Annotated in this window: 18 protein-coding genes; 14 read left to right on the top strand and 4 right to left on the bottom strand. The window is 56.2% G+C overall.

The genetic code is table 11. The features are described 5' to 3' along the window. Positions 1–10: 10 nt before the first annotated feature. From secD to AC1EKG_RS00665, 4 genes are read left to right on the top strand one after another with little or no spacing between them, the layout of a single operon-like run. Complete coding sequence (gene secD, locus AC1EKG_RS00680) at positions 11–1,771, top strand: protein translocase subunit SecD (protein ID WP_004805156.1); 1,761 nt, start codon at positions 11–13, stop codon at positions 1,769–1,771. Further along, positions 1,768–2,862 (top strand): protein translocase subunit SecF, encoded by a 1,095-nt coding sequence (gene secF, locus AC1EKG_RS00675; protein WP_004805157.1) that lies wholly within the window; start codon positions 1,768–1,770, stop codon positions 2,860–2,862. The genes secD and secF overlap by 4 nt, the downstream gene beginning before the upstream one ends. Further along, positions 2,859–3,392: an adenine phosphoribosyltransferase gene (locus AC1EKG_RS00670; protein ID WP_004805159.1), complete on the top strand. Its 534-nt coding sequence runs from the start codon at positions 2,859–2,861 to the stop codon at positions 3,390–3,392. The genes secF and AC1EKG_RS00670 overlap by 4 nt, the downstream gene beginning before the upstream one ends. A gap of 15 nt (positions 3,393–3,407) precedes the next feature. Then, the gene (locus AC1EKG_RS00665) at positions 3,408–5,687 is read left to right on the top strand and encodes a RelA/SpoT family protein (protein ID WP_004805163.1); all 2,280 of its coding nucleotides are present in this window, start codon (positions 3,408–3,410) and stop codon (positions 5,685–5,687) included. Here the strand turns inward: AC1EKG_RS00665 and AC1EKG_RS00660 are convergent. After that, positions 5,679–6,179: a hypothetical protein gene (locus AC1EKG_RS00660; RefSeq protein ID WP_004805166.1), complete on the bottom strand. Its 501-nt coding sequence runs from the start codon at positions 6,177–6,179 to the stop codon at positions 5,679–5,681. The genes AC1EKG_RS00665 and AC1EKG_RS00660 overlap by 9 nt on opposite strands. A 76-nt stretch (positions 6,180–6,255) precedes the next feature. Further along, positions 6,256–7,563, bottom strand: a complete 1,308-nt coding sequence (locus AC1EKG_RS00655) for a DUF349 domain-containing protein (protein WP_481067704.1) — start codon at positions 7,561–7,563, stop codon at positions 6,256–6,258. A 152-nt stretch (positions 7,564–7,715) separates the two neighbouring features. On the opposite strand from AC1EKG_RS00655, the gene AC1EKG_RS00650 reads away from it, so the two are divergent. From AC1EKG_RS00650 to AC1EKG_RS00635, 4 genes are read left to right on the top strand one after another with little or no spacing between them, the layout of a single operon-like run. Continuing rightward, on the top strand, positions 7,716–8,420 hold the full coding sequence (locus tag AC1EKG_RS00650) for an MBL fold metallo-hydrolase (RefSeq protein WP_004805170.1): 705 nt from the start codon (positions 7,716–7,718) through the stop codon (positions 8,418–8,420). Positions 8,421–8,435: 15 nt separating this feature from the next. After that, entirely contained in the window at positions 8,436–9,758 is a 1,323-nt protein-coding gene (gene hisS, locus AC1EKG_RS00645) for a histidine--tRNA ligase (RefSeq protein ID WP_004805172.1), read from the top strand. 12 nt (positions 9,759–9,770) lie between these two features. After that, positions 9,771–11,453: a dynamin family protein gene (locus AC1EKG_RS00640; protein ID WP_004805173.1), complete on the top strand. Its 1,683-nt coding sequence runs from the start codon at positions 9,771–9,773 to the stop codon at positions 11,451–11,453. Continuing rightward, complete coding sequence (locus AC1EKG_RS00635) at positions 11,453–13,009, top strand: GTPase (protein ID WP_048707334.1); 1,557 nt, start codon at positions 11,453–11,455, stop codon at positions 13,007–13,009. Before AC1EKG_RS00640 ends, AC1EKG_RS00635 begins: the two co-directional genes overlap by 1 nt. Here AC1EKG_RS00635 and AC1EKG_RS00630 read toward each other — a convergent pair. Together AC1EKG_RS00630 and AC1EKG_RS00625 are read right to left on the bottom strand one after the other, a co-directional pair. Further along, entirely contained in the window at positions 12,999–14,729 is a 1,731-nt protein-coding gene (locus AC1EKG_RS00630; protein ID WP_004805176.1) for a DEAD/DEAH box helicase, read from the bottom strand. The genes AC1EKG_RS00635 and AC1EKG_RS00630 overlap by 11 nt on opposite strands. A gap of 58 nt (positions 14,730–14,787) precedes the next feature. Then, positions 14,788–16,137, bottom strand: a complete 1,350-nt coding sequence (locus AC1EKG_RS00625) for an MFS transporter (RefSeq protein WP_004805178.1) — start codon at positions 16,135–16,137, stop codon at positions 14,788–14,790. A 103-nt stretch (positions 16,138–16,240) separates the two neighbouring features. Here AC1EKG_RS00625 and aspS point away from each other — a divergent pair, with 103 nt between their 5' ends. From aspS to AC1EKG_RS00595, 6 genes are all read left to right on the top strand, one after another. Next, the gene (gene aspS / locus AC1EKG_RS00620) at positions 16,241–18,025 is read left to right on the top strand and encodes an aspartate--tRNA ligase (RefSeq protein WP_004805179.1); all 1,785 of its coding nucleotides are present in this window, start codon (positions 16,241–16,243) and stop codon (positions 18,023–18,025) included. A 2-nt stretch (positions 18,026–18,027) separates the two neighbouring features. After that, on the top strand, positions 18,028–18,648 hold the full coding sequence (locus AC1EKG_RS00615) for an L-threonylcarbamoyladenylate synthase (RefSeq protein ID WP_004805182.1): 621 nt from the start codon (positions 18,028–18,030) through the stop codon (positions 18,646–18,648). Positions 18,649–18,706: 58 nt separating this feature from the next. Further along, the gene (betT, locus tag AC1EKG_RS00610; protein ID WP_004805183.1) at positions 18,707–20,743 is read left to right on the top strand and encodes a choline BCCT transporter BetT; all 2,037 of its coding nucleotides are present in this window, start codon (positions 18,707–18,709) and stop codon (positions 20,741–20,743) included. 9 nt (positions 20,744–20,752) lie between these two features. Beyond that, positions 20,753–22,087, top strand: coding sequence for a replication-associated recombination protein A (locus AC1EKG_RS00605; protein WP_004805186.1), 1,335 nt, complete (start codon positions 20,753–20,755; stop codon positions 22,085–22,087). Between the two features lie 96 nt (positions 22,088–22,183). Then, positions 22,184–22,810, top strand: a complete 627-nt coding sequence (gene rpsD, locus AC1EKG_RS00600; RefSeq protein WP_004805188.1) for a 30S ribosomal protein S4 — start codon at positions 22,184–22,186, stop codon at positions 22,808–22,810. 93 nt (positions 22,811–22,903) lie between these two features. Then, positions 22,904–23,257, top strand: a complete 354-nt coding sequence (locus AC1EKG_RS00595; protein ID WP_004805190.1) for a DUF948 domain-containing protein — start codon at positions 22,904–22,906, stop codon at positions 23,255–23,257. Positions 23,258–23,434: the final 177 nt, after the last annotated feature.

The raw sequence follows: 23,434 nt of genomic DNA, 5'->3' as shown, positions 1-23,434 counted from the left end.
AGGAACTAAAGTGCCCAAGACAAAAAAGCAATCGAGGCCAGGTCGCGTACTGATCGCCCTCCTTGTCATAACTTTGGCAATGGTAGGTCTGCTGGCAGCAGGAATTATCAACAAGAAGACCGACGGGGTGCCAGACCTAGCGCTGGATCTTGAAGGCGGTACCCAGCTAATTCTGACCCCTAAGGCGGAAGAGGGGGCGGGTCGTAACTCCGTAACCCAGGAGGATATCGATCAGGCGATTGCTATCATCCGCCAGCGTGTCGATGCTTCCGGCGTTTCTGAAGCCGAGATCACGGCTTCGGGCGGACAGAACATTATGGTTTCTCTGCCCGGACAGCCTTCAGAAGAAACACTAGACCTCGTGCGTTCGTCAGCGCAGTTGGATTTCCGACCTGTTATCCAGGCCGGGGCACCGCAGGCTATTTCTGCCAAAGCTATAGCTGAGGCACAGAAGGCTCAGGCTAAGGCGCAGGGGAAGGATCCGAACTCGGTCAAGCCTTCCGATAAGTCAACTGAGGAGTTGGCTAAGGAGCAGGCCGACCAGAACCACGACGGCAAGATTTCCGACGAAGTTTCCGGAAAACCGTCTAATCCTTCCGATTCTAAGTACATTACCGAAAAGGTAATCTACGACTTCCTGAAGCTCGATTGCACCGACCACAAGAACCGGCAAGGTGGCAGCGCAGGCGACCACAATAAGGCTTTGGTTGCTTGTTCTACCGAAGGCAATGCCAAGTACATCCTTGGCCCGGTTGATCTCGAAGGTACTCACGTCGCGAAGGCCAACTCTGGGATGGGACAAACTCAGACTGGTGCTTCCACCGGCAAGTGGGAGGTTTCTCTTCAGCTAGATCAGAAGGGCACCGACAAGTTCGCAGAGGTGTCCAAGCGCCTGTTTGAATACAAGCAGACAGAGCCCACTAAGAACGCATTCGCGATTGTGCTGGACGGACTAGTGGTGTCTGCCCCGACGATGAACGCGATCATCAGCGACGGCCGGGCGGCTATTTCTGGTAACTTCACCCAGGAATCTGCAGCTACCTTGGCAAACCAGCTGCAGTTCGGCTCTCTACCCTTGAACTTTGATGTGCAGTCTGAACAGCAGATTTCCCCGACTCTGGGCACTGACTCCTTGCAGTGGGGCCTGATCGCCGGTCTGATTGGCTTCGTTCTGATCGTCATCTACTTGCTCTGGCAGTATCGCGCGCTTGGTCTCATCTCGATCGGATCGCTAGTAATTGCTGGCATTCTGTCCTATCTGACCATTTCGTTGCTGTCCTGGGCAATGGGATACCGGTTGTCGCTCGCTGGCGTGGCCGGCTTGATTGTTGCAATCGGTGTTACCTGTGACTCCTTCATTGTTTACTTCGAGCGCATCCGCGACGAGGTCCGCGATGGACGTCCGTTGGGTGCGGCTGTAGAGGAAGGTTGGTCGCGTGCAAAGCGAACCATTCTGGCTTCCGACGCGATTAACATGCTCGCTGCTTTGGTGCTGTACTTCCTAGCAGTTGGTGGCGTGCAGGGCTTCGCCTTTACTCTGGGCATCACAACCCTCCTTGATCTGCTCGTAGTGTTCATGTTCACCCACCCGACTATGGCTTTGCTGATCCGCACCAAGTTCTTTGGTGAGGGACACAAGTGGTCTGGGCTCGATCCTGAACACCTGGGAGCCACAAGGCGGACTTACAAGAAGAGGAACAGGCGCGAGCGCAGGGTGGTAGCTAAGAAGACCCCCGGATCTACCGCCGTGGCAGAAGGAGAGCTAAAGTGAAAAGCTTCGCAACTTGGGGCAACGAGCTCTACTCGGGTAAGACTTCTTACGACATCATCGGGCGCCGTAAGCTATGGATTTCCATCGGCTTAGTACTGATCGTCCTGTCGCTCATCACCCTGGTATTCCCAGGCCTGAACCCGTCAGTCGACTTCAAGGGCGGTTCCGAGTTCACAATCTCGTCTGTTCCGGCTGACAAGCTGGAGCCGGCGAAGAAAGTGCTGGAAGACGCCGGGCAGAAGGACGCCAACGTTCGCGACCTCGGCTCGACCGGCGTGCGTGTGCAAACTAAGTCGTTGCCTACTAAGGCGCAGCGTTCGGTGCGCGCCGAACTAGCCAAGGCGTACAACGTTGACGAATCCAAGGTCACTGCCACGACTATTGGTCCTTCCTGGGGTGCTGACGTTACCAAGAAGGCTGCGCAGTCTCTGGTGATCTTCCTAGTCCTCGTGGCAATAGTGATGGCACTGTACTTCCGGACTTGGACCATGGCGTTTGCGGCACTGTTCGCACTGCTGCACGACATTTTGCTAACCGGCGGAGTATTTGCTCTGACTCAGGTTGAAGTGTCGCCCGCGACGGTAATTGGTTTGCTGACTATTTTGGGTTATTCACTCTATGACACCGTTGTTGTGTTCGACAAGGTCCGCGAGCTGACGCAGGACTTCAAGTCCCAGCACTTCAACACATACGGCGAACTGGTAAACCTGGCAGTAAACCAGACTCTGGTTAGGTCAATCAATACCTCGGTGGTGGCTGTCCTACCGGTTGGCGCCATCTTGGTCATCTCGACTGTAGTTCTGGGTGGAGGGACGCTGCGTGACATCTCGCTGGCGCTCTTCTGCGGCATGATCGTGGGTACAGCCTCATCGATCCTGATTGCTTCGCCAGTGCTGGTAGCCGTGCGAGGCAGGGAAGCCTCAGTAAAGAAACACACGCAGGCGGTTTACGCTAAGCGGGCTGGCAAGTCTGTGGTAGACGAGGACGAAGGTTCCTCGGCGGCGCAGCACGTTAGCGCCACCCCGGTGAAGGCGGGCCGTCACCTGGGCCAAGCGGCTCAGCCAAAACGAACTCCAAGGAGTAAACGATGAAGTTTCCGCCTCGAATGCACGATCTGGTTGTAGACAACCTTCGTGAAATTCCCGATTTTCCTACGGAGGGAGTACTGTTTCGCGACATCACCCCGCTGCTGGCAAACGGAGAGGCGTTCAAGGAACTAATCACTTTGATGGCCGAGCACTACCGCGGCAAAATTGACGCGGTAGCCGGCCTGGAGTCTCGAGGCTTCATTCTGGCGGCTCCGCTGGCCGTAGAACTAGGTATCGGGATGATGACGGTGCGTAAAGGCGGAAAGCTGCCCGGGCCGGTTATTGGGGTCGATTATGACCTGGAATACGGCAGTGCCCGCATGGAGATCAGACCTGACTCGGTGCCTGAGGGAGCCCGTGTCTTGATCCTCGACGACGTACTGGCAACCGGTGGCACCGCCCTAGCCGCCACCCAGCTGATTGAACAGTCAGGGGGCACTGTCGCCGAGATCGCAGTCTTGATGGAATTGACCGACTTGGGAGGACGGGAAAGAATTGGTTCGATTCCTTTCCAATCTTTAGTCACCTTCTGAGATAACATTAGGCTTATGAGTGATGATCAAGTAGCCGGGAGCCCCAAGGGGATTGGGTCCTCTTCGCGCGTTCGGTCTTCACTGGCCTGGTTTGGGGCCCGGCATCGAAAGGTGCCGGCCGCCCTCGAACCGCTTGTTCGGGCACTTAGGGCTAATCACCCCAAGGCCGATATCGAACTTATAGAATCCGCCTACGCAAAGGCGAAGGCCCTGCACGAAGGGCAGATGCGCAAGAGCGGGGAGCCTTACATCACCCACCCCGTAGCGGTTGCGACGATTCTTGCGGAACTTGGGATGACGTCCACGACCCTGGCAGCTGCGTTGCTGCACGATACTGTCGAGGACACTGACTACTCCTTGGAGGAGCTCACCGCCGAATATGGTGACGAGATTGCACTGTTGGTAGACGGCGTAACCAAGCTGGACAAGGTCCAGTATGGGGAAGCAGCCCAAGCCGAGACGGTTCGGAAGATGATCGTCGCTATGGCGAAGGACATTCGCGTACTGATGATCAAATTGGGCGATAGGCTCCACAACGCTCGGACATGGAAATATGTGTCCTCTGAGTCGGCCAAGAACAAAGCCCGCGAAACCCTCGAGATCTATGCCCCATTAGCGCATAGATTGGGTATGAATTCGATTAAATGGGAGCTAGAAGACCTATCTTTCAAGACGCTGTATCCCGGCGTTTATGAAGAGATCGACCATCTTGTGGCCGAGCGTGCGCCCGCCCGCGAAAAGTATTTGGCCCAGATCATCCGTGCTATTGAAGACGAACTGCGGCGCAACAATATTCGAGGCACTGTATCTGGGCGGCCGAAGCATCATTACTCGATTTATCAGAAGATGATTGTGCGAGGGCGAGACTTCGACGACATCTACGATCTAGCTGGTGTGCGCGTGCTTGTCGACGAGGTTCGCGATTGCTACGCCGTTCTTGGAGCTATGCACGCCAGGTGGAATCCGCTGCCCGGTAGATTCAAAGATTACATTGCCATGCCCAAATTCAATATGTATCAGTCGCTGCATACGACTGTTATGGGGCCGGGTGGCAAGCCTGTCGAGATCCAGGTGCGTACCTTCGATATGCACCAACGGGCAGAGTTTGGGGTAGCTGCTCACTGGCGGTACAAGGAGAATCCTAACGCCACTAACGAAAAGGAAGTCTCGAACACCGAGAACATGTCCTGGCTGCGTCAGTTGGTTGATTGGCAGCGCGAGACAGAGGATCCCGCCGAATTTTTGGACCAGTTGCGCTACGAAATGTCGGGCGACCGAGTTTACGTGTTCACCCCTCAAGGCGAGGTGGTGGAGCTCGCGCTTGGGGCGACCACAGTGGACTTTGCCTACGCAGTTCATACAGAGGTTGGTCATAAGACCGTCGGGGCCAAGGTAAACGGTAAATTGGTTCCCCTCGACACGGTTTTGGAAAATGGCGATTCCGTGTCGATTCTGACCTCCAAGGCAACGGGAGCCGGCCCATCTCGCGACTGGTTGAATTTCGTTGCTACGGGAAGGGCCAGATCAAAGATTAAGGCGTGGTTCTCGAGGGAACGGCGCGAGGAGTCCATCGAAGCGGGCAAGAATGAGCTAGGGCAGAACTTGCGCAAGCAAAATCTACCTCTGCGCAGGCTGATGACTCGTGAATCTCTTACCGCGGTTGCCACCGACTTTGGCTACGTCGACGTGAGCGGCCTGTACGCGGCTATTGGGGACGGTCATATTTCGGCAGCAAACGTGACTACTAAGCTGCTTGAGCAAGCTGGTGGTGAGTCGGGTTCGGAAGAAACCTTAGCCGAGGCCGTAACGCCTGCTAGGACCAAACGCTCCCGGTCGGGCAATAACGGGGTGTTGGTCGAAGGAAATGACTCAACAATTTGGACCAAGCTTGCCAAATGCTGCACTCCAGTTCCTGGGGACCAGATCATCGGTTTCATAACTCGTGGGCAAGGCGTGTCTGTGCACAGACGAGACTGCTCGAATGTAAAGAATCTTTCCAGGCACCCGGAGCGAATAATCGAGGTGCAGTGGGAAGAGCATCCTCATTCCGCATTCTTGGTGCAGGTGCAAATAGAATCCCTCGACAGGGAAGGGCTGCTGAACGACGTTACCCGTGTGCTCTCTGATTATCACGTAAACGTAATGTCAGTTTCCGCTGCTACTAGCTCAGATAGGGTAGCGACCCAGCGGTGGACCTTCGAAATGGCCGAAGCTTCCCACCTTAGCGCAATCCTGTCGGCATTGACACGTATTGATGGGGTGTTCTCTGCAAAGAGGGTAACCAACTCACGCTAGAGCAGCCAGCCGCTTGCTCCCGGACACCTTTTTGCCAGTGAGGGCGAGCGCTCCATGAACTTTCGCACCGCATTCCAGTAGCGCGCCGGCCCAGGTGTCGAATTCCTGATCGTCGCCGTAGCACGCTAGGTCCGCGAGCGCTTGATTGGGGTAACTAAGGCGAATGCCAGCAATTTTTAGGTATCGGCTCAGGTGGCGGTAGATCGTACGGCCCGCCCTGCTAGCAGTAGACCGCCCGGCGCACCACAGGGGAGCGGGCGTACCTCCCTGCATAACCCAGGCAACCGTAGGTCCGGTGATTACCCCACTGGCAGGGAGAATCTGCTGGCATGCTCTGGCTCTTAAATATGGGGTTTTCAGCTCGGGCAGGAATACCCAAAAATTTTTCGCGAGTTCAGTTAGAACTTTGCCCGTACACAGGGGCCGATAGATGCCGTGGATTCGGGGCGTGAGAGGCGCCGTTTTGCCCGCAAAGTAAATCATTTCTTGCATAGTGCAAAGCTGCCAAAAAAGAAGGTGGCGACTCAACTAAGTGAGCCGCCACCTGTGTAAAATTTGCTGTGGAAAATTAGGCTTGCGAGCTAATCTGATCGAACCACTGCTTAGCGGTGTCGTATGAATCCTGTAGCTTTGCAGCCTTAGCGGTGTCTCCGGCCTCGTTTGCCTTTTCGATCTTCTTGGAAAGATCTTCTAGCTTTACCTCGAGCTGGCCGAGCATGCCCTGGGCGCGAGCCTTCGTTTCGGGGTCAGTTCGCCGCCATTCGTCCTCTTCCGCCTTGCGGATAGCATCTTCGACCGCACGCATGCGAGACTCGATCCTGGACTTGTCGGCACGCGGCACATGCCCGATCTCGTCCCACTCGTCTTGCAGAGGACGCAGCTTAGCCTTGGCAGCCTCAATGTCAGTTACTGGGAGGATTGCCTCGATCTTCTGCAAGAGGGCTTCCTTCAGAACCAGGTTCTGCTTGAATTCTTCTTCCAGAGCAGCGTTCTGGGCGTTCTTGGCGTCGAAGAATGTCTGCTGAGCCTTGCGGAAGCGTTCCCAAAGGGCATCGTCATCCTTGCGGGAGGCACGTCCGGCTCGGCGCCATTCGTTCATGAGATCACGGTAGGCGCCAGCAGTGGGACCCCAATCAGTGGAGGCAGATAGTTCTTCTGCGCGGCGTACCAGATCCTGCTTCACCTTCTTAGCTTCGGCCTGAGAGGCATCGAGCTTAGAGAAGAACTGGCGACGGTGACGATCAAAGACAGTACGGGCTCCAGAGAAGCGCTTCCACAAACCGTCCTCCGTGGGACGATCAAGACGCGGTCCCTTGCGCTGTTCTGACTTCCACTGTTCAAGGAGATCGCGCAATTTTTGCGAGGAGTGTTTCCACTGAGTACGACCCGGATCCTGAGCGGCGACTGCCTCAGCTTCTTCAACGATCTTGGTGCGCCGAGCGAGAGCTTCGGCCTTCTGCTCTGCCCTGCGTTCCTTTGCGGCAGCCTTGGCCTCGGTGGCCTTCTGCTTCAGCTGTTCAACCCGGGTGCGGAGCGCATCCACGTCACCGACGACAGCCGGTTCACGCACGGCTTCTTCCAGACTGCTAAGAGTCTGGTCGATTTCTTTGCCATTGAGGTGCGGGAGACGGCCTTCGAAAAGCTCAATCTGCGCTTGCAAGTCAAGATAGCGGCGAACGTAAAGACCTAGTGGATCTTCTGGCAGCTGGTCGGGGAACTGGCCGACAGCCCGTTCGGAGCCTGCTTCTTTTACCCAAATGGTGCCATCGTAACTGACTCGACCGAATTGACGGGCCGCCTGAGCAGCCGGATCATCAACAGGGGCTTGGGGCAGGGGATGTTCGTTGGATACGTTCTGGGTGGGCGAATCGCTCACGGTGCAACCTTCAATCACTTGGACGGGCGAACCCGTAGGTTTATAGCGGCCGAAGCCTAGATTATTAGAGCACATGTGCTCTGTGTCATTGTACTGTGTAAGTGGCTCTAAAGTGAAAGGGCAATAAGTGCGCTGTGCGATAGTATGGCCCCATGCAAATAAACACCTTGGTAGCGCCATTTTTTGCCGCGAATACGTATATTTTGAATGTGCAAAAGCAGGCGTTGGTAGTGGATCCAGGTGCTGGTCATGCTAGGGAGATCCTTGCCACGCTAGAGAAGAATGACCTAGAGGTGGGGGCGGTGCTGTGCACTCATGGCCACCCTGATCATGTGTGGGATGCAGCCAAGATTGCCGGCGACAAGCCCGTTTACGTACCCTCGCCGGACTTGTATCGCATGGATAATCCGCTCTTGGACAATCTGCTCTCGGCAGCAATGGCTCAAACAGGTAACACCGAGTGGGTGCGTCCCACGAACGTGCAGGAGCTACCGCCGCAGATGCTCACTCAGCCTACGGAATTGGTCGAGGGAGTAGCTCTGCGCGCTGTCCCTGCTCCGGGGCACACCGAGGGGTCGATGCTTTTCCTTGGCGCGGGGCCATTGGAGGGGCCGGGTGCCCGACTGCTTGACAACTCAGAGTTGTTCGCCCTCGCTGCGGACGTAATTTTCTCTGGTTCTGTCGGACGAACCGACTTGGTGGGCGGCGACCAGGAGCAAATGTTGCACACTTTGCGCACGCTGCAAAACGTGATAGATCCAGCTACCGTACTGCTTCCCGGGCACGGTGGCCCAACTACCATGGATGTTGAAAAACGAACGAACCCGTACCTTGTACAGGCACGTATCGCGGGTTAGTTATAAGGAAGAGGAATGTCGAAAACTTCACTGTCAGGTTTTCCTGAATGGCTGCCCGAAGGGCGGGTAGTCGAAAACTACATCCTGCAAAAGATCAGGCAGGGTTTCGAGCTGCACGGCTTCGCCAATATTGAAACGCGCGCAATTGAGCCGGTAAGTGAATTGCTCCGGAAGGGCGAAACCTCAAAAGAGATCTATTTGTTGCGCAGGCTACAAGAGGATCCAGTAAAGGCCGCTGAAGATCCTCGGCAGCTCGGATTGCATTTTGATCTAACAGTGCCCTTTGCTCGCTACGTGCTGGAAAATCGCGGCGCATTGACTTTCCCGTTCAAGCGCTATCAGATTCAGAAAGTTTGGCGCGGGGAACGTCCTCAGGACGGTCGCTTCCGTGAATTTACCCAGGCTGATATCGACATCGTCGGCGATGGCTCACTGCCATTTTTCCACGAGGTCGAGGTCGCGGTTGTCATGGCTCGAGTGCTTTCCTCTCTTCCGATTCCTCCCATCACAATTCGCGTGAACAACCGCAAGATTGTGCAGGGCTACTGCGAAGCTGTCGGGGTTACTGACGTAGAAGGGGCCCTACGGTGCTTGGATAAGCTGGACAAGATCGGTGCCGAGGGCGTAGGCGAAGAAATGGCAGAACTCGGTTTTGCCGAAGAAGCTAGGGAAAAGCTGCTGCAGATGGCCCAGATTCAGGGTGACGCCGCGCAGATTCGTTCCCAAGTTGATGCGCTAGCCTGCAAGAGCGAGTTGCTAGAAGAGGGCATGGGCGAGCTCATCGATCTGTTGACGCAGACCGAAGAACGCGTTCCGGGCACGGTAACGGGCGATCTATCTATTGCCCGCGGATTGGATTACTACACCGGTACGGTTTACGAGACTACGGTCACCGGTCACGAAAATCTGGGGTCCATCTGTTCTGGTGGCCGCTACGATTCGCTGGCGAGCGACGGGAAACGCACCTACCCGGGCGTGGGCATGTCAATTGGCGTGTCCCGGCTTGTTTCGCGCGTGCTTGCAGAGGGCCTGGCTACTTCCTCCCGGAAGGTACCTACCTGCGTCCTCGTTGCCGTCACAGATGAGGAGCATCGGGCAGAGTCCAACCGGATTGCGGATGCCCTCCGAAACCGCGGCATTAGCGCAGACACTGCGCCGAAGGCTGCGAAATTCGGAAAACAGATCAAGGCAGCCGATCAGCGGGGAATCCCATACGTATGGTTCCCCGATGCCGGCGAGGTAAAGAACATCATCTCCGGCGATCAAACCGAAGCTGACGTGGCAACTTGGGAGCCTGAGGAATGCTACGCCAAACCGCAAATAAGCACCGATAACTAAAAAGGATGATCGATGAGTCCCGAAGCTGACCTTCTGCAGTTGCGTGATGCACTTTCGGCGTTACGTTTTGAAATGGATCTAGCAACCCAGTGGAGGCCGGCTCGGGACGGGCTCGTTCATCGCCTGGACGACCACATCATTCCCCGCACTCGAAACCTCGATGCTCCCTTACTTGGAGTAATTGGCGGTTCCACGGGTGCGGGGAAGTCTACGATTATCAATGCCCTTGTGGGACGCGAGGTGTCGGCTTCTTCCGTGATTCGCCCGACCACCCGCCGGCCGCTTTTGCTCCATGCCAAAACAGATGGGCGGTGGTTTGCTGACCAGCGCATTTTACCGTCACTGGCTAGAGTACGCGTGGAAGCGGATGCAGCGCCGACGCCGGCCGAGGTAAAAGAGGCATGGACATCCATTGAGATTCGTGAATGTGACAGCCTCCAGGAGGGGCTTGCTTTACTAGACGCGCCAGATATCGATTCTGTAGTAGACGACAACAGGCGACTGGCTAACCAGCTACTCTCCGCTGCGGATCTGTGGGTTTTTGTTACTACCGCCGCGCGCTACGCTGATGCGAAGGCCTGGGAGGTGCTGGACGAGGCAGCTAGACGCGACATTGCTGTAGCCGTCGTCCTCAACCGGCTACCAGCGGCTCAAGGAGCCCAAATTGAGGCAGATTTGCGCTCCCACCTGGCAGAATCCTCTTTAGGGGAGGCCCCCGTTTTCCAAATTCCCGAACTGGCGTTAGAACAGGGCAAACTACCGGCGCAGTACGTCGCCGAGCTCAAGACTTGGCTCAATACTTTAGCTTCAGACGCTGCCTCCAGATCCGCCATTGCGAAACGTACTTTGAAAGGTGCGATCGGGGAGCTGCTTGAGCGTACCCAGATGGTGATCGGCGGCGCCAAAGACCAAGACGATGCCCGGGAGCATGCGATTAGCGACATAGAGACGGCCCGAGTGGACGCTCTTGACGGAATAGAAGATGCCACCGCCGATGGCACGCTTTTGCGCGGGGAAGTCTTGGCGCGGTGGCAAGACATAGTGGGCACCTCTGATTTCTTCCGCTCATTGGAAAACCAGATTTCACACTGGCGGGACAGACTGTGGAATGCTCTGCGAGGCAAGCCCGCGCCGGTTGAGCCCGTCGAGGAGGCTTTAGAGGACGGTCTAGCCTCCATCGTGGTAGACAAGGCAGAACAGGCTCGGGAACAAGTGGCGCTGCGCTGGTCGAAGCGTGCGGAAACAAGAAATTTAGGGGCGCAGCTATCCCCGTTAGATGAGCAAGTACTGGTTGAAAAAGGCGCATATTTGGTGCGTCAATGGCAGCGTTCCTTGTTGACTCGGCTGCGCGAACAGTCAGATTCAAAGAAGACTACTGCACGCATCCTCTCGATCGGGGTAAACGTCCTTGGAGTTGCGCTGATGCTTGTCATCTTTGCTTCAACCGGGGGACTTACCGGAGCCGAGCTTGGGGTAGCTGGCGGGACTGCCGTTGTAGCGCAGCGTCTTTTAGAGGCCGTGTTCGGTGATCAGGCCGTACGAACGATGGCTCGGGAAGCACGTGAAGATTTACTCTCCAGAGTGGCAGAGCTACTGGATTTCGTCCTCGCGGATGCCTATGATGCAATCCCTGAAGCTGAACCTATCGAACCGCTGCGCCAGGCAGCTAATCAGGTTGCGCAGGGGTGGAAATAGTGAGCCTGATAGACAAGATCGAGTTGTTTGATGAGGTATTTGCTGCGACTAAGGAAATGCTTCCCGCAGAAATATCCAGGCGCTACCAGGCAGTTCGGCAAAATGCGGCAGGTAGGATGGATGCCGGTATGGAGACCACGGTAGTGGCTTTCCTGGGTGCCACTGGGTCCGGAAAATCCTCTCTTTTCAATGCCGTTGCGGGCTCCGAGATTGCCAGCGCCAGCGCGCGCCGTCCAACCACTACCTCACCGTTAGCGGCCGTTGCAGAAGGCGCAGATGCAGACCGAGTGTTGGATTGGCTCGGAGTAGCCGAGAGGGCGGTAGTGCGCGATCCCAACTTCCCGCCCAACACGGTGCTGCTGGATTTGCCAGACGTAGACTCCTACGCGATTGAACACAGGCAGATTACCGCCGAATTTGCAAAGAAAGTTGACGTGTTGGTGTGGGTTGTCGATCCGCAAAAATATGCCGATGCTAGCCTTCATCAGGGCTTCGTTCGCTCCTTTGCTGCTCATGCCGGAATAACCCGCACAGTTATGACCCATATCGATCAGGTACCAGTAGCGGAGCAGGCGCGTCTTCTGGCCCACTGCAAGCAGGTTTTTGCTTCGGATGGCGTTGATACGACAGTCTTAGGAGTATCCGCACTTAGCGGGGAAGGGATAGATCGGCTTCGTCAGACCGTTTCCTCTATGGCAGAAGAAAAACAAGCAGCATGGCAGCGGCTTGAAGCGGACCTTGACTCAATTAGGGCAGAACTTGCCAAGGAAGTGGGCACGGGTAAGGTTGGAGCCCCCGTTGCCGATCGGGACTTAACAGGCGTCAGCGATGCGGCATTTCGCTCCTCGGGCGCCCAAACCGTAGCCCAAGCAGTCGGCAAATCGTACAAACATCGAGCCGGCTTATGGACCGGCTGGCCGGTAATCTCGTGGGTGCGACGCCTGCGTCCGGATCCACTGCGGCGGTTGCGAATCAATGCGGGCAACAAGGTGATAGGGCATACCTCGCTACCGGCCGCACCTGCCATTACCAGTTCCGATCTGGCTCGGTCGGTACGGCAGGTGGGGGCTAACAAGACGCGTTCGTTACCTGCCGCCTATCGCTCGGACATGTCTGCCACGGTGGCGGAAATACTGCCCACATTAGCTGATCCGCTCGATAGCGCCCTTGGCAAAGCCCAGTTAGATGAACGCCGAGTACCGCTGTGGTGGCGAATGGTCGCATTCTTGCAGCTTATTTTTGCTGGGGTAGCGGTTGCCGGACTCGGATGGCTCGCCGTCAACTTTGTCCTGCATTTCCTTGCGATAGAGGTGTCTCCGCCTACGTGGCAGGGGCTGCCCATCCCACTGGAATTACTTGTTGGGGGTTTGCTCGCCGGAGCGCTTACCGCGCTCGTCTCGTCACTATTCGTTATGAACGGAGCGGCACGGGCCACCCGGCGGGCAGAACGCAAGCTAAGGAAAGCTATAGGAACGCAATTGCGCATAGCACTGGCAGAGCCGATCAACGAGCGGCTGTCGGCCTACCAGGGCCTGCAGAAACTACTTAGTGCTTAGGACCGCGGTCCTCACGAATGCGCAGGGCTCGACCGGCAACCTTGGCCTTGCCGATGCGCTTCGCCTCGGTCCCAGAGATGCCGCCAGCGATCTCAACTAACGAGAAGGAGGGGAAGATTTCGATTCTCCCCAGATCCTTGCCGCGCAGATCAGATTCGCCGGTTATTGCTCCTACGATCGATCCTGGCTTAACCCCGTCCCGGCGGCCGACCTCCACACGGTAGCGCTTGGCCCCGCGCATTGGCGCATGCCCGTTGCGGCGTGATCCGCCCTCGCGCCTACCCTTGGCGGAGCGGCCACGCTTGTCTTTGCCAGAGTCACGGCCTTCTTCGAAAACGGCGTAGAGGAACTCGCCGTCTTCATCGACAAATTCTTCGCGACGAATCCGAGGCGAATGGCCAGAACGACTGCGAATATCCTCTTTAGAGGAGGCGGTGTCGCCCACAGCGAGGGCGAGTAGGGCTGCAGCAATGTCGGCAATGTACATTCCCTGCTCTTCCGCCAGTTCCTCGATAAGTCCGAAGTACAGCTCGAGTCCCTTAGAGGCAATTCGCTCGGGCAACTTATCCAAAATTTGGTGCGCCTTGTGGGTGCGTACCTGCTGCGGCGAAGGAACGCGAACGGCTTCCATCTTGGTGCCGGTAAGCTTTTCGATTTGGCGGAGCTTGCCTCGTTCGCGCGGCGTAAAGAAGGACAGAGCGGTTCCTTCGCGGCCAGCGCGACCCGTCCTGCCAATCCGGTGAACATAAGCTTCGTCTTGGCGAGGAACATCGAAATTGACTACGAGCTCGATGCGTTCCACGTCTAGGCCGCGCGCAGCCACGTCAGTGGCAACTAGGACGTCAAGCGTGCCATTGCGAAGCCTTTCGACAATACGTTCACGTTCGGCCTGGGCAACATCTCCAGAGATGGCTGCGGTACGAAAACCACGCGCCGTCATGTCATTTGCTACTTCTTCAGCGTCCAGACGAGTGCGAACGAAGACAATAGTTGCTCCCGAATCCATGGTTGAAAGGACCCGGGCGAGCGCCACGTTCTTGAATTTGAAAGGAACTACCGCGTAGGTCTGGTGCACAGTCGAGACAGTGGTGGACTGGCGGGCAATAGAGATCTCTACCGGATCATTTAGATGGGTCTGTGCGACCTTCTTAATGGCGGGAGGCATGGTAGCCGAGAAGAGGGCAGTTACCGAATCATCGGGCACTGAGCCGGCAATGGTTTCCACATCTTCAGCAAAGCCCATGCGCAGCATTTCGTCGGCCTCGTCTAGGACGAAGAAACGTACGCCAGAAAGGTCTAAAGCACCCTTTTCAATCAGATCGATGACGCGGCCGGGAGTACCAACGACTACCTGCGCACCGGCCTTAATAGCGCCGATTTGTGGACCGTAGGGGCTACCGCCATAGACGGCAACCACGTTTGTGTCTTTCGCTGCGGAGGCGAAAGCGCCAATTGCAGATGCGGATTGCAGCGCGAGCTCACGGGTGGGGGCTAGCACCAGGGCCTGTACGCCCTCGCCATCTACATGGGCAAGCAGCGGCAGCCCAAAAGCCGCAGTCTTGCCCGTACCGGTTTGCGCAATGCCGACTACGTCCTGCTTAGCCAAGAGGGCGGGAATTGCCGCTTCCTGGATAGGAGTGGGATTTTCGAAGCCTAGTTTCTGTACAGCTTCTAGAAGATAGGAGGGCAGGGAAAGATCAGCAAAGGTTTTTGAAGTCATAAAGTATTTTCTTCCATTCAGACCGGCTCTCAACCCTATCGGTAACCTACCTAGATGGCTATGTCCTGCGACTATGACGTTGCCCACGCCAGGAGGATAGTGCGGCCAGGAGGGTACAGAAGAAGGCTACTCCTAGTGCTGGCAGGTACGGGGCGGGGCCGTAGCTGGAAGTAAAGACGGACATCAGTGAAGCTACTATTCCCATGATCAGGGCCATTCCTAAGGAATCTGCCACCTGAATGTTGGCACTTTGTAGGCCTTGTTCTTCTTTTGGGGCTTTCCCAAGGACGAGGACGGATAGGGGAGCAAATGCCATGCCCATGCCCGTGCCCGCTATAACCCACCCGAACAGGAACAGCCAGGCTGGCAGGTTAGGCCAGGCTGCGGTGGAAGTAAGTGCAATGCCAACGGCCAACACAATCGCGCCAGCAACGGGAAGAGTGGCCAGTCTTGGTCTGGCAAAGGAACGCCCTCCCAGAAATGAACCCGCAGCCCAAGTAGCTGAGCCTAAAGCGAGTGCCAATCCTGATGCTCCCACCGAATAGCCCCGGGTATTTTGCAACATTAGGGGAATGAATACCTCCAGGGTAATAAAGGAGCCGTTAAATAGGCCGCGCGCACCGACCCATGCTGGAATGGAGCCGGCAGCCCACAGAGTACCTGCCGGAAGAACTTTGCCTATGCCAATAATGGCAAGAACAATCCCAGCGACCATTGCCAGAAGCCTGGCCATGCCGGTTAGGGCCGACGAGAGCTGCAATATTACGACTGCGCCGCCGGCGATTACCGCCCACATTGAGCGGTTCCGGATGGCCTTAGGGACTTCCTGATGAGCATTTTCTATGTGGGAGAACAGCCTAGTGGCAAATAGTAAGACCGGAAGAAAGATGATTCCGAGTGCCAAATAGGTCGCCCTCCAGCCCCATGCTTGACTAGCAAATCCTGCTAACACTGGCCCGACGAGGGAGGGAAGAACCCAGGCAGCCGAGAACAACGCAAACATGTCCGCGCGCCGATTTGGGTGCACCAGTGTGGCAGCCAGAACGTATAGGGGAACTAGGACTAGGCCGTTGGCAATGCCATCCAGTGCTCGCGCAAGAAGAAAAGTGGCAATATTTGGTGCCAGGCCGGCTCCAAGTAGGGAAGCTAGCAGCGCGCATGTGCCAACCAACAGGCTCGGTTTTGCCCCTCGCGCGTCCACCCAGACCCCAGCAAGCACAGTGGAGATCACCTGCATGCCAGCAGAGAGGCCGAATATCAGTGGGAAGTACTGGGTGCCATGGAGTTCCCGTCCAATCACGGGAGCGATGGCGGTTGTGGACATTGTAGAGAGCGCGATAATGGTGAAAGCACTGGTAGAAACCACTGCGAAGAGGCGCTGTGCGGGAAATTTGTCTTGCGTTGGCACGGGGCCAATATTTGCACATTGGCGTCAACTATGCAGATCGCGCTAACCTAGGACAGAAGCGCCCGCCTGTCTAGCGGTGTCGCAAACTAGAAAGGAATAGCACGTGCTGCGAACTCACAACATAGGTACGCTGAACGAATCGCTAGTCGACCAGGTCGTTACCCTGGCCGGTTGGGTTGACCGTCGCCGCGATCATGGCGGGGTCGCCTTTATCGATCTTCGGGATGCCTCAGGTATTGCCCAGGTAGTTATCCACGACGAAGAGGTAGCTAGGGGCCTACGTAGCGAATTTGTCGTGAAGATCACCGGTAAGGTGGAGAAGCGTCCAGAGGGCAACGAGAATCCGAATCTGCCGACGGGGGCTATTGAGGTATTCGCTGACGATGTTGAAGTTCTAAATCCGGCCGCACCGCTACCATTCCAAGTTTCTGCACATGCCGAGGACGCAGGCCAGGTGAGCGAAGATGTGCGCCTCAAGTACCGCTACCTTGATTTGCGGCGCCAGTCTCAGCAGTATGCGATCCGACTGCGCTCTAAGGTCTCCCAGGCTGCTCGCCGAGTCCTGGATGCGCATGATTTTGTCGAGATTGAGACCCCTACGTTGACTCGTTCCACTCCCGAGGGCGCCCGCGACTTCGTGGTGCCCGCTCGGCTCAAGCCGGGCTCGTGGTACGCGCTGCCGCAGTCTCCGCAGCTATTCAAGCAGCTGCTGATGGTGGCCGGCATGGAACGCTATTACCAGATTGCTCGTTGCTATCGTGACGAGGACTTCCGAGCAGACAGGCAGCCTGAGTTTACGCAGCTAGACTGCGAGATGAGCTTCGTTGAACAGGACGATGTAATTGCTGTTACCGAGGATCTGCTTCGCGAGATTTGGGCGCTCATCGATTACCAGATTCCCACTCCGATTCCGCGCATCACCTACAAGGATGCAATGGAGAAATACGGATCTGACAAGCCTGATATGCGCTTTGGGCAGGAACTAGTTGATCTGACTGAGTACTTCAAGGACACGCCGTTCCGGGTCTTCCAGAACCCGTACGTTGGTGCCGTAGTGATGCCGGGAGGCGCCTCCCAGCCGCGTCGTACTTTTGATAAGTGGCAAGATTGGGCCCGCTCCAGGGGAGCGAAGGGCCTGGCTTATGTCACTGTTGCCGAGGACGGCACCCTTGGTGGTCCCGTTGCGAAGAACATTTCGCAGGCTGAAAAGGATGGGCTGACCGAGGCTACGGGCGCAAAGCCTGGTGATTGCATCTTCTTCGCCGCAGGTAAAGCCGCTGAGTCGCGCGCACTCCTTGGAGCGGCCAGGCTCGAGATCGGCAAGCGTACCGGCCTGATTGACGAGGATGCCTGGTCCTTCGTTTGGGTTGTCGACGCTCCGTTGTTCAAGCCCACCGGTGAGGCTGAAGAAGAGGGCGACGTTGCGCTCGGCCACTCGAAGTGGACGGCAGTGCACCACGCATTCACCTCTCCGAAGCCGGAGTGCCTGGATACTTTTGACAAGGACCCGGAGAACGCCCTCGCCTACGCCTACGACATTGTGTGTAACGGCAACGAGATTGGTGGCGGTTCGATTCGTATTCACCGTCGCGATGTGCAGGAGCGAGTCTTCAACGTCATGGGGATTGGCCCTGAGGAAGCTCAGGAGAAGTTCGGCTTCCTGCTGGATGCATTCAAGTTTGGTGCACCGCCACACGGTGGCATCGCTTTTGGTTGGGATCGCATTGTGTCCCTGCTGTGCAAGGCTCCGTCGATTCGTGATGTCATTGCCTTCCCGAAGATCGGCAACGGCTGGGATCCGCTTACCGACGCTCCCGCTCCGATCTCGGACGAGCAGCGTGCTGAAACGGGTGTTGATTACACTCCAGAGGACGACGAAGAGGAATAGCCTTGACGCAGTTTCTTGAGATCCACCCCGAAAATCCGCAGGACCGGCTGATTAGGAAGGCTGCCGATGTAGTTCGCTCTGGCGGCGTTCTTGCCTACCCGACGGATTCCGGGTACGCGATTGGTTGTGCGCTTGGAAATAAACAGGGGATCGACACGATCGCGAAGATCAGAAAGCTCCCTCCAAAGCACGATTACACGCTGATTTGTCACGACTTCTCTCAGGTCGGGCAGATGACGATTGTGGATAACAAGACTTTCCGGTTGCTTAAGTCGCTCACCCCTGGGCCTTATACCTTCATCTTGAAAGGTACGAAGGAGGTCCCCCGCATTATGCTCAATGCCAAGAAGCACACGGTGGGGGTACGCATCCCGAAGCATAAGATCACTCAGGCTTTGGTGAACGAAATAGGCGAACCGCTGATGTCTTCGACGCTAATACTGCCTGGGCAGAGCGAGCCAGAGGTAAACGGTTGGCAGATTCGAGACCAGATCGGTTATTTGCTGGATGCGATCATCGATGGTCCGTGTGGGGCGGAAGGGCCTACCACGGTGGTAGATGTGACTAGCGGCATCCCGGAAATAAAGCGTGAAGGCGCTGGAGCTGTAGATTTCATTGGTTAGCAGGTGGGGCCGGCGAAAAATCGTCGGCCCCAAACTGTTTAATCGCTAGGGAGGGAAGATGAGCACCGGTCAGATACGGCACGTAAAAGTGAGCTATCCCGTATTCATTGGTTCGGCACTAGGCATCGGAGCGATCGCCCTGTGGGCGATTATTGCGCCAGTTCAGGCCGGATCGGTGCTGGGAACAGCTGTAGCTTGGATTTGCAGGTGGTTTGGCTCCTTCTACGTGTGTTTGGCCAGTGCGATCATTGTCTTTGTCCTGTACCTTGGCTTCTCCCGGTATGGGCGGGTGCGTCTAGGCCCCCCAAGCTCAAGACCGGAGTTTTCGTTGTTTTCCTGGGCGGCAATGTTGTTCGCTGCGGGAATTGGCACGGACATCATGTTCTTTTCAGTGGCCGGACCCATAAATCACTACATGAATCCGCCCTCGGGAAAAGGCCAGAGTCTGCAAGCGGCAGCGGAAGCACCGGTGTGGACGATCTTTCACTACGGCATAACCGGGTGGGGGATGTACGCACTCATGGGGATCGCGTTGGGATATTTTGCCTACCGCCGGAAGATGCCCCTTTCGGTGCGCTCGTCTTTATTCCCGGTATTGGGCAAGCGTATTGATGGTCCGCTTGGACACTTAGTTGATTCGGCTGCAATCCTCGGCACCATCTTTGGGGTAGCGACCACGCTGGGAATCGGGGTAGTGCAGCTAAATGTTGGGCTGGACATCCTCTTTGGGACGGGCCGTGGCCTACCAGTACAAATCATTCTGGTGGTGCTCGCGGTAATAATGGCTACCGCTTCGGCCACGACCGGTGTAAATAAGGGGATCAGGATCCTGTCCCAGCTGAACGTGTTTCTAGCGGTGTTCCTTATTGGATGGGTGCTGTTTACTGGAAGGACTAGCTTTCTGCTAAATGCTATGGCATCCAACATCGGGGATTTTGTGCAGACATTCCCATCCAGGAGCATGCAGACTTTCCCTTATGAGGACAAGGGGCTCTGGATGGGGGCGTGGACCCTATTTTTCTGGGCATGGTGGGTAGCCTGGGCTTCCTTTATTGGCATGTTTCTAGCGAGGATTTCCCGAGGACGAAGCCTACGAGAATTCGTAATAGGCACTATGCTCATTCCGTTCTCGTACGTGGTGCTTTGGATCTCCGTCTTTGGTAACGCTGCCATCGATCTGGTGCGCTCTGGCAACCTTGATTTTGCTAGGAATACGATCGCGGTTCCAGAATCTGGTTTTTACGCGCTCTTGCAAACTTACCCGGCGCCCTTCTTTACTATTGGGCTAGCAACCTTTGTTGGGCTGCTTTTCTACGTTACCTCTGCTGATTCTGGCGCCCTGGTGATGGCGAATTTGTGCTCTAACCTACCAACCGCCAGATCGGACGCGAAGGCTTCCCTAAGGATATTCTGGGCGGTGCTGGTGGGAGTACTCACCGTTGCAATGCTGGTTGTAGGGGGTATTCACGCGCTGCAGAACGCAACGATCATTATGGGGTTGCCATTTGCCTTTGTAATGATCCTGGTGATGATCGGACTCGCAAAGGCACTTCGGGAAGAACGCTCCAAAGTAGTGATGCTTGAACACTCGGCAAGGAATGTTGTAGCTGGCTCCGGTACGGATGGGGCATCCTGGCACGATCGCCTCGCCCGCACTTTCGACCAGGTTAGTCCGGCACAGGCTAGCAAGTACATCACCCGCGTGGCCCAACCCGCCCTCGAAACAATTGCCAGGGAGCTGCAGCGGCAAGGAATTTCTTCTGAGGTAGTACGTGCCGATACAGATTCGGTAGAAGAAGTTGAGGATCGCCGAATCTACGATCGGTTGAAGCTCACTGCCTTTACGGGACCGGACCAGTTCATCTACCGCATCCTTGCGGTAGATACTCCCGCGGCTGTATATGCAGGTGTGCCGCTCTCTTCAGCACGTTCTACCAGGTTGGAAGTGCACCTCCCTAATGGCGATGGGGACTACAACGTGATGGGCTATTCGAAATCAGCGCTGATCCACGACGTGTTGGACCATTTCGATCGATACCAGGAGTACTGGAGGATGCAAGAGCGCTCTAACACTCCGGTAGTGCCATTCCGCTAGGGTAGGACTATGGATCTTTTCGAAGCGAGCGGGATGGAAGAGGTAGGCGTTCCGGCCGTTGAACAAAACTCTCCACTGGCAGTACGCATGCGCCCGACCTCGCTTGACGAGGTGGTAGGGCAGGGGCACCTGCTGAAACCGGGGCAACCGTTGCGCAGGCTATTAGAGCCTAAAGAATCTGGCGTGTCCTCGGTTATTCTGTGGGGGCCGCCTGGAACTGGAAAGACTACTCTTGCCTACCTAGTTGCACGGCAGTCAGGGCGGCGCTTTACCGAGGTCTCTGCGGTGTCTGCCGGCGTGAAAGAATTGCGCGCGGTGATCGATTCGGCACGGCACCATTTGGCATCTAACGGAGCGGAAACAGTCCTCTTCGTGGACGAGGTGCACAGGTTTTCGAAATCTCAACAAGATGCTCTTTTACCTGCCGTGGAAAATAGGTGGGTGACACTGGTAGCTGCCACTACAGAGAATCCTTCGTTTTCGGTTATTTCGCCCCTGCTATCCAGGTCGTTGCTGCTCACGCTAAATCCTCTTACTAAAGGGGATCTGAGGACTTTAGTGCGTAGGGCGCTAACTGACGAGCGAGGCTTTGGCGGCAAAATCGACATATCTGAGCAGGCAGAAGAGCTACTGCTGCGCACGGCGGGCTTTGATGGGCGGCGGTCTCTGACTTTGCTGGAAGCTGCGGCAGGGGCAGCGATCGATAACGAGCGGACCACAATAGAGGTTGCCGATGTCGAAGTCAGTGCCGACAAAGCCCTAGTGCGTTATGACGAAGACCAGCACTACGACGTGATCTCGGCGTTTATCAAATCGATGCGGGGCTCAGACCCGGATGCGACTGTTCACTATTTGGCGCGAATGATTGAGGCCGGAGAAGATTCCCGCTTTATTGCCCGACGGATCATGATTGCGGCTGCCGAGGATGTGGGGCTTGCAGACCGTGGCTTGCTTCCCGTAGTTGTTGCAGCGGCTCAGGCGGTAGCGCTCGTAGGGATGCCGGAGGCAAGAATTATCCTGTCTGAAGCGGCTATTGCGGTGGCTCTTGCGCCAAAATCTAATGCGGCAATCACTGCTATTGATTCGGCGATTGCGCAGATACGAAGGGAAGGGGCCCCGCCCGTTCCTGCCCATCTTCGCGATGCGCACTACCAGGGCGCAAAGGGGCTGGGGCACGGCAAAGGCTACAAATACCCCCACGACGATCCCGCGGGAATTGCGGGCCAGCAGTATCTTCCAGACGGCTTGGATGGCACTATCTACTACGAGCCAACTAGCCATGGTAATGAATCCCACATTGGGAAAACTCTTGCCCAGGTTCGCAATATGCTGCGAATGCGCTAGTCTGGTGGGGTTGCTTTACCGCAACACTGGGGTCTTAGCCGTATGTGTTGGCCCCGTGCATAAGCACGCAAATAACTTCGACAGAAAGAAAAGGTTATGTCTAACTCTAACCGCTCGCGCCGCCAGGTTCGCCTGTCCCGCGCCCTCGGTATTGCGCTTACTCCCAAGGCTCAGCGCCACTTTGAAAAGCGTCCCTACGGTCCCGGTGAGCACGGTCGTGCCCGTCGTCGTAGCGAATCTGACTACGCCGTCCGACTGAAGGAAAAGCAGCGTCTGCGCGCTCAGTACGGTATTCGTGAGGCCCAGATGCGTCGCGCATTCGCTGATGCGAAGCGCCGCGGTGGCCAGACTGGCGATAACCTGATCGCTTACCTGGAGACTCGTCTAGACGCTCTGGTACTGCGCGCTGGTTTCGCTCGCACCATTGCCCAGGCTCGTCAGGCCGTTGTGCACAGGCACATCATGGTCGATGGCCGCATCGTCGACCGTCCGTCCTTCCACGTGAAGCCCGGCCAGGTTGTCCACGTCAAGCCCGCTTCGGTAACCAAGGATCTGTTCCAGGTTGCAGCAGCCGGTTCGCACCGCGACGTCCTGCCTGAGGTACCTTCCTACCTCGATGTTGCTCTTGAGAAGCTGCGCTTCGAGCTGAAGGAGACCCCCAAGCGTGACGACGTTCCGATCGTCTGCGATGTACAGCTAGTAGTCGAATACTACTCTCGCTAATCTTACTTATAGTGCGCCCCGGAGCCTGCTGGTTCCGGGGCGTCTTCTTATTCAGGTACTCTTAGATAGATCCCGTTTATAAGGAGAGTTTTTATGCATCTTGGAACAGTTGCGGGGATGGTGGCGGCTATCGCATTTGCCGTGCTGGTTCTACTGCTGGCAGTCCCGCTATTGAAGCTAGGTGGGCTTATTGACGAACTGCGCAAGTCTGTGCAGGACATTACCGTCGATGCAAGGGGTACTGTGCAGGAGGCCTCGAAGACTATTACCGAGGTAAACACCCAACTGGCAAAGGTAGATACGGTGACCACCTCTGCTTCGCAGATGGCCCAGGATGCTTCTGCGGTGTCCACCTTGGTGTCTTCTACGGTGGGACGTCCGCTTATCAAACTGGCTGCTTTTAGTGCGGCTACTCGGGAAGTGCTGCAGGGGAGGAAGAGGCAGTGAAAAAGGCCATACTCATTGGCGTCGCCGCGGCCGCATTGTTAGCACTCCCGCCTGTGCGATCTAAAATTAGTTTCTACGCTTCACAGTTTTCTAATGCTATGAAGGAAAACGAAGAATACATTACGCGGACATTGCTTGCGCCCTCCAGTGGCAAACATGTTCGCCCTACATACTGAA

The organism is Winkia sp. C0117E2 (assembly GCF_056590455.1).
Note: the sequence above shows the minus strand (reverse complement) of the source record. Positions and strands in the feature narration are given on the sequence as shown.